Raw genomic sequence first — 7385 nt, 5'->3', positions numbered from 1 at the left:
TGGCCGCCGCTTTGGTGGAGACCGGTTCGCGCATGGACGAGGTGATCTTCGAGGAGTTCAAGGGCACCGGCAACATGGAGCTGAAGCTGGACCGCAAGCTCTCGGAGAAGCGGATCTTCCCCGCCGTGGACGTGGACGCCTCCGGCACCCGCAAGGAGGAGATCCTCATGGCGGGCGACGAGCTGCAGATCATCTGGAAGCTGCGCCGGGTCCTGCACGCCCTGGACCAGCAGCAGGCCATCGAGCTCCTGCTGGACAAGATGAAGCAGACCAAGTCCAACACCGAGTTCCTGCTCCAGATCCAGAAGACCACCCCCACCCCCGGCAACGGCGGCGACTGACCGGGAGTACGTACGGGCCGCGCCGGCCCGGCAGCGAGGGCCGCTCCGCCACTTGTGGTGGGACGGTCCTCGCTCTGTGTGACGGAGGCTGAGAGCTTGGACACAGCTGCCGCCCGTGACCCGGGTCTCTCCTCGGAACCTCCGGAGAGCCATCCGTCCAGGTAGGCGGCGCGAAGCTGCCTTCTCCCCGCCCACCCGGCGCACTCCGGGCCGTTGTCCACAGGCGAAGCGCGCTCGTCACGCAGTGTGCAACCCTGCCGGGGTGTGAAAACGGGTGCGCATGCCGTGCCCGTACCGGGACGGACGGGAAAGCCGCGCGGCAGGACTGGGGTAAGCGACGATGACGGACGAGAGCACCGGCGGACCGGCCCCGGAGACGGGCCGCTCCGGGGGCCGGCCGAGCGCCCGCGGCCGACGTCGCAAGCCGCACACACGACGCCGGAAGGTCCTGAAGGCGGCCGCCTGGACCGCGGCGGTGGCGGTCGTCCTCGGCGGCACCGGCCTGGGCTTCGCCTACTTCAAGCTCAACGGCAACATCTCCGGCGTGGACATCGACGCCAAGCTCGGCAAGCACCGGCCGGGTGACGTCCCGAACGGCTCGATGGACATCCTCGTCCTCGGCTCCGACACCCGTTCCGGTGACAACGCCGGGTACGGCGGCGGGCAGTCGGGTGCCCGCTCCGACACCGCGATGGTCGTGCACATCAACAAGAAGCACGACAAGGCGAGCGTCGTGTCGATACCGCGCGACACCATCGTCGAGCGCCCGGGCTGCGTGACGGGTGACGGCAGCGGGACCGCGCCCCCGCAGAGCGCGATGTTCAACTCCGCGTACGAGGTCGGCGGCCCTGCGTGCGCGGTCAAGACGGTGGAGTCGATGTCCGGCGTGCGCATGGACCACTACGTGGAGGTCGACTTCTCCGGTTTCAAGAAGCTGGTCGACAACCTCGGCGGCGTCGAGGTCACCACCAGGAAGCCGATCAGCGACCCCGACAGCCACCTCGATCTGGAGCCCGGCACCCACAAGCTCGGCGGGGAGCAGTCCCTCGGCCTCGTCCGCACGCGCCACGGGGTCGGCGACGGCAGCGACCTGGGCCGCATCCAGCTCCAGCAGGCGTTCCTGAAGGCGCTCAGGGACCAGGTCGACAGCGTCGGCGTGTTCGGCAGCCCGAAGAAGCTGTACGGCCTGGCCGACGGTGCCACCTCCGCCGTCACCACCGATTCCGGACTGGACACGGTCGGTGACCTGGCCGGGCTGGCCCGCATGCTCAAGGGGATCAAGTCCGACGACATCCAGATGTCGACGCTGCCGGTGACGTACGACCCGCAGGACCCCAACCGCGTGGTGCCGCTGGAGTCGAAGGCAGCCGAGATGTGGTCGGCGGTCAAGCGGGACGCCGCCATACCGAAGTCCGCGCAGAAGGGCTCGGCGAGCGAGTCCGGCGACGCCGCACGCGTGGTCGGCTGAAGCCCTCCCGCGGGCCGCGCAGGGGAATATCCGGCGCCTGCCCCCGGTTTTGGGAGGTACGGCCAGTGATGGCAGACTGGACCGTCGGCCCCGGTTCACGGTGGACAAGCCCGTCCTCCGACCCGGTGCCCTCCAGGAAATAGGAGACACCTTGAAGCGCGACATTCACCCCGAGTACGTAGAGACCCAGGTGAGCTGCACCTGCGGCAACTCCTTCACGACTCGCAGCACCGTGAGCGGCGGCATCGTCCGTGCCGACATCTGCTCCGCGTGCCACCCGTTCTACACCGGCAAGCAGAAGATCCTCGACACAGGTGGCCGCGTGGCCCGGTTCGAGGCCCGCTTCGGCAAGAGCTCCGGTTCCGCAAAGAAGTAGCACCACCCGAGCGCCGGTCTCCTCGGCACGCCCCGCCGGGCGTGAGGGGCCGGCGCTCTTTCGCGCTGCCTGGCACTTCCTTCTTCACGTAAAGGGACAAACGATGTTCGAGGCGGTCGAGGAACTCGTCGGCGAGTACTCCGAGCTGGAGAAGCAGCTCGCCGATCCCGCGATCCACGCCGACCAGGCGCGCGCCCGCAAGCTCAACAAGCGGTACGCGGAACTCTCGCCGGTGATCGCCACGTACCGCTCCTGGAAGCAGACCGGGGACGACATCACCACCGCACGTGAACTCGCCGCGGACGACCCGGACTTCGCTGCCGAGGGCAAAGAACTCGAGGCCCGGCACGAGGAGTTGACGGAGAAGCTGCGGCTGCTGCTCGTGCCGCGCGACCCCAGCGACGACAAGGACGTCATCCTCGAGATCAAGGCGGGGGAGGGCGGCGACGAGTCCGCGCTCTTCGCCGGTGACCTGCTGCGGATGTATCTGCGCTACGCGGAACGCGTCGGCTGGAAGACCGAGCTGATCCAGTCCACCGAGTCGGACCTCGGCGGCTACAAGGACGTGCAGGTCGCCGTGAAGACCAAGGGCGGCGGTGGTGCGACGGAGCCCGGCCAGGGCGTGTGGGCGCGGCTGAAGTACGAGGGCGGGGTGCACCGCGTGCAGCGCGTGCCCGCGACCGAGTCGCAGGGCCGCATCCACACCTCGGCCGCCGGCGTCCTCGTGCTGCCCGAGGCCGAGGACGTCGACGTCGAGATCAGCGCGAACGATCTGCGGATCGACGTCTACCGCTCCTCCGGGCCCGGCGGCCAGTCCGTCAACACCACCGACTCCGCGGTGCGCATCACCCACGAGCCGACCGGCATCGTCGTCTCCTGCCAGAACGAGAAGAGCCAGCTGCAGAACAAGGAACAGGCGCTGCGCATCCTGCGGGCCCGGCTGCTGGCCGCCGCGCAGGAGGAGGCCGACCAGGAGGCGTCGGACGCCCGCCGCAGCCAGGTGCGTACGGTGGACAGGTCGGAGCGGGTACGGACGTACAACTTCCCGGAGAACCGGATCTCCGACCACCGGGTCGGCTTCAAGGCCTACAACCTCGACCAGGTTCTCGACGGCGACCTTGACGCGGTGATCCAGGCGTGCGTCGACGCCGACTCCGCGGCCAAGCTGGCCGCGGCCCACTGAGCGCGCGTACGGACGGTTGGTACGGAAGAGAAAATGCTTCATTCGTCCGGGGGGCGGCCCCCGAACCCACGCGGTCTGCTGATCGCCGAGGTGGCACAGGCGACCCAGCGGCTCGCCGACGCCGGGGTGCCCTCGCCACGGTTCGACGCCGAGGAACTGGCCGCGTACGTGCACGGCGTCAAGCGCGGCGAACTCCACCTCGTCCCGGATTCCGACTTCGACGCACGCTACTGGGAGGCCGTCTCACGCCGTGAGGCCCGCGAGCCGCTCCAGCACATCACCGGCCGTGCGTTCTTCCGGTACCTCGAACTTCAGGTCGGACCGGGGGTGTTCGTGCCCCGCCCCGAGACCGAGTCCGTGGCCGGCTGGGCGATAGAGGCGGTACGGGCGATGGACGTGGCCGAGCCGCTCATCGTCGACCTGTGCACCGGCTCCGGAGCCATCGCGCTGGCACTGGCGCAGGAAGTGCCGCGCTCCCGGGTGCACGCCGTGGAACTCGACGAGGGCGCCTACGGCTGGGCCGCGAAGAACGTGGAGGGCAGCCGCGTCACGCTGCACCACGGCGACGCGCTGACGGCGCTCCCCGAACTCGACGGCCAGGTCGACCTGGTGGTCTCCAACCCGCCCTACATCCCGCTCACCGAATGGGAGTATGTGGCACCCGAAGCCCGCGACCACGACCCGCAACTGGCGTTGTTCTCCGGGGAGGACGGGCTGAGCACGATCCGTGGTCTGGAGCGCACGGCACACCGGCTGCTGCGCCCCGGCGGCCTCGTCGTCGTCGAGCATGCCGACACCCAGGGCGGTCAGGTCCCGTGGATCTTCACCGAGGACCGCGGCTGGGCAGACGCGGCGGACCACCCCGACCTCAACAACAGGCCCCGATTCGCCACAGCCCGCAGGGAGGTGCCGTGATGGCACGGCGTTATGACTGCACCGACGTCACCGACCGCAAGACCGGCCTGCGCGAGGCCGCCTCGGCGGTGCGCCGCGGCGAACTCGTCGTGCTCCCCACGGACACGGTGTACGGCATCGGCGCCGACGCCTTCAGCCCCGACGCCGTCGGTGATCTGCTGGAGGCCAAGGGCCGTGGCAGGAACATGCCTTCGCCGGTGCTCGTCGGGTCCCCGAACACGCTGCACGGCCTCGTCACCGACTTCTCCGAGTCGGCCTGGGAACTGGTCGACGCCTTCTGGCCGGGCGCGCTCACGCTCGTCGCCAGGCACCAGCCGTCGCTGACGTGGGACCTGGGCGACGCCCGCGGCACCGTGGCCGTACGGATGCCCCTGCACCCCGTCGCCATCGACCTGCTCAAGGAGTTCGGGCCGATGGCCGTCTCGTCGGCGAACCTGACGGGTCACCCCGCGCCGCAGGACTGCGACGCGGCGCAGGAGATGCTCGGCGACTCCGTGGCCGTCTACCTCGACGGCGGTCCGACACCCGACTCCGTGCCGTCCTCGATCGTCGACGTCACGGGCACGACGCCGGTGCTGCTGCGCACGGGCGCGGTGAGCGCCGAGGAGCTGTGCAAGGTCGTACCCGACCTGGAGGTGGCCCCATGAGCGGGAGGAGGGCCGCAGCAGGCCCCGCCCCCTCCGGTGCGCCTCGCCCTCCGGGGTCCGCCTCCCCGGCCGGCCGCTGCACGGCCGGCGCTTCCGGCCGGACCGGGAGCAGGGGCCGGAGGAAGCGTCCCGCGGACGGGCGGGCCGGGAGATGCCTGCAGTGAACACCCCGCACGGGCGTGGCACCGCGGAACCCGGCGGCATAAGCGGCGCAGGCTCCGCATGGGGCGCGGGCGCGGCCTCCGGCACGGGTCGCGCCGGTGCCTTCCGCATCCTCCACGTCTCCACCGGCAACGTCTGCCGCTCGCCACTGACCGAGCGGCTGACCCTGCATGCCCTCCAGGAGCGGCTCGGGGACGGCCGCAGCGGGGGCATCCTCGTGGAGAGCGCCGGCACGTGGGGGCACGAGGGCGCACCGATGGAGGATCACGCGGCCGAGGTGCTGCTGGAGCACGGTGCGGACCCGGAGGGATTCCGCGGCCGCGAACTGCTGGACGAGCACGTGATCCGCGCGGACCTCGTGCTCACCGCGACCCGCGACCACCGCGCACAGGTCGTCTCGATGGGGCATTCGGCCGGGCTGCGTACGTTCACGCTGAAGGAGTTCACGCGGCTCGTACGGGCCATAGATGCGGCGACGCTGCCCGACCCCCGCTCCGCCGAGGGCGTCGTCGAGCGTGCCTACGCCCTGGTCCAGGCCGCGGCGGCCCTGCGCGGCTGGCTGCTGGCGCCCAGCCCGGAGGCGGACGAGATCCATGATCCCTACGGTGCCCCCATCCCGTACTTCCGCTCGGTGGGCGACGAGATCAGCAAGGCCCTGGACCCGGTCGTCACCGCTCTGACGGGCGTTCCCGCACGGTAGGGGCGCTGTTGTCCGCATACGTGGAACCGCCGGTCCCGCGCAGGTGTCCTATGGTGTGGGGCCAAGGAACAGCGAAACCCCTGGGGAACCCGTGCGTGAATATCTGCTGACGCTCTGTGTCGCGGCAGCGGTCACCTATCTGCTGACCGGGCCGGTGCGGAAGTTCGCCATCGCGGCGAAGGCGATGCCGCAGATCAGGGCGCGCGATGTGCACCGCGAACCGACGCCGCGTCTCGGCGGCATCGCGATGTTCGGCGGCCTGTGCGCGGGGCTTCTGGTCGCCTCCCAACTCACCAACATCGGCGAGCTGTTCATCCTCTCCGACGAGCCGCGCGCGCTGCTCTCCGGCGCCGGCCTGATCTGGCTCCTGGGCGTCCTGGACGACAAGTGGGGCGTCGATGCGCTGGTCAAGCTTGGCGGTCAGATGATCGCCGCGGGCGTCATGGTCCTTCAGGGCCTCACGATCCTGTGGCTGCCGGTCCCGGGTGTGGGAAACGTGGCGCTGACCCAGCTCCAGGGCACGCTGCTGACGGTCGCACTCGTCGTGATCACCATCAACGCCGTGAACTTCGTGGACGGCCTGGACGGTCTGGCCTCGGGCATGGTCACCATCGCCGCCGCGGCGTTCTTCATGTACGCCTACCGGATCTGGTACGGCTACGGCGTCGAGGCGGCAGCGCCGGCCACGCTCTTCGCCGTCCTTCTGATGGGCATGTGCCTGGGCTTCCTGCCGCACAACATGCACCCGGCGCGCATCTTCATGGGCGATTCGGGATCGATGCTGATCGGTCTCGTGCTGGCCGCGGGCGCGGTCTCGATCACCGGCCAGGTCGACCCGGACCTCATGGTGCAGCACACCGGCTCCGAACGGTCCGCGGTGCACACGATGGTGCCGCTGTACATGCCTCTGCTGCTGCCGTTGACGATCATCGCGATCCCCGTCGCCGACCTGGTGCTGGCGATCGTCCGCCGGACCTGGCGGGGGGAGTCGCCGTTCGCGGCGGACAAGGGTCACCTGCACCACCGGCTGCTGGAGATCGGGCACTCGCACAGCCGCGCGGTGCTGATCATGTACTTCTGGTCGGCGCTGATCGCCTTCGGGGCGGTCGCGTTCTCGGTGCAGTCCGCCAGCCTCGGGATCGTGCTCGCGATCGTCCTGCTGAGCGCTGTGGGCCTCGTGGTGCTGCTGCTGCCGCGCTTCACGCCGCAAGTGCCGCGGTGGGCGTACGCGTTCGTGCCGCCGCGCTACCGGCGTGAGGCAGAGAGCGCGGACGGGACCGATGACGGATCGAACACTTCGCCCGATTCACCTGCTTTGGGTGATATCGAGCAGAATGCGAAATTCACCGCGAGCAGCGGAAATTCGGCCGAGGTGGCGGAGAAGGAGAAAACGGAAAAGGCCGAAGATGCACCTCAGCCCGCATTCGCGGGGCTCAACGGGGCCACCGCGATCGGCCGCAACGGTCAGCGCAGCGCCCGGAGTTCGGAGCCCGCGTGTGACGGCGAGCACACCAAGTAGGTAAAGACCTCATCAAATAGTTTGTGATAGCGTTCACGAAACCCGGCGACGGGGCCGAAGGACCGTAATGCGAA

At 69.8% G+C, this 7385-nt stretch carries 7 protein-coding genes and 1 pseudogene; all 8 read left to right on the top strand.

Annotated elements, in window-relative coordinates; genetic code table 11:
• Positions 1 to 341: pseudogene (locus tag H180DRAFT_RS25490) on the top strand (transcription termination factor Rho); the annotation flags it as partial.
• A 340-nt stretch (positions 342 to 681) separates the two neighbouring features.
• Positions 682 to 1809 (top strand): LCP family protein, encoded by a 1128-nt coding sequence (locus H180DRAFT_RS25485; protein ID WP_055488483.1) that lies wholly within the window; start codon positions 682 to 684, stop codon positions 1807 to 1809.
• A gap of 151 nt (positions 1810 to 1960) precedes the next feature.
• Positions 1961 to 2185 (top strand): 50S ribosomal protein L31, encoded by a 225-nt coding sequence (gene rpmE / locus H180DRAFT_RS25480; protein WP_055488482.1) that lies wholly within the window; start codon positions 1961 to 1963, stop codon positions 2183 to 2185.
• A 103-nt stretch (positions 2186 to 2288) separates the two neighbouring features.
• Positions 2289 to 3368, top strand: coding sequence for a peptide chain release factor 1 (gene prfA / locus H180DRAFT_RS25475; RefSeq protein ID WP_055488481.1), 1080 nt, complete (start codon positions 2289 to 2291; stop codon positions 3366 to 3368).
• A gap of 33 nt (positions 3369 to 3401) precedes the next feature.
• A complete protein-coding gene (prmC, locus tag H180DRAFT_RS25470; protein ID WP_055488480.1) occupies positions 3402 to 4283 on the top strand; it encodes a peptide chain release factor N(5)-glutamine methyltransferase in 882 nt (293 codons plus the stop codon).
• Complete coding sequence (locus tag H180DRAFT_RS25465) at positions 4283 to 4930, top strand: L-threonylcarbamoyladenylate synthase (protein WP_055488479.1); 648 nt, start codon at positions 4283 to 4285, stop codon at positions 4928 to 4930. Before prmC ends, H180DRAFT_RS25465 begins: the two co-directional genes overlap by 1 nt.
• Positions 4931 to 5090: 160 nt before the next feature.
• Positions 5091 to 5792, top strand: coding sequence for an arsenate reductase/protein-tyrosine-phosphatase family protein (locus tag H180DRAFT_RS25460; protein WP_254666180.1), 702 nt, complete (start codon positions 5091 to 5093; stop codon positions 5790 to 5792).
• Positions 5793 to 5883: 91 nt separating this feature from the next.
• The gene (locus tag H180DRAFT_RS25455) at positions 5884 to 7311 is read left to right on the top strand and encodes an MraY family glycosyltransferase (RefSeq protein ID WP_055488478.1); all 1428 of its coding nucleotides are present in this window, start codon (positions 5884 to 5886) and stop codon (positions 7309 to 7311) included.
• Positions 7312 to 7385: the final 74 nt, after the last annotated feature.

This window comes from Streptomyces sp. WMMB 322 (assembly GCF_900090145.1).
GTDB lineage: Bacteria > Actinomycetota > Actinomycetes > Streptomycetales > Streptomycetaceae > Streptomyces.
This window is presented reverse-complemented; position numbering and strand designations above follow the sequence as displayed.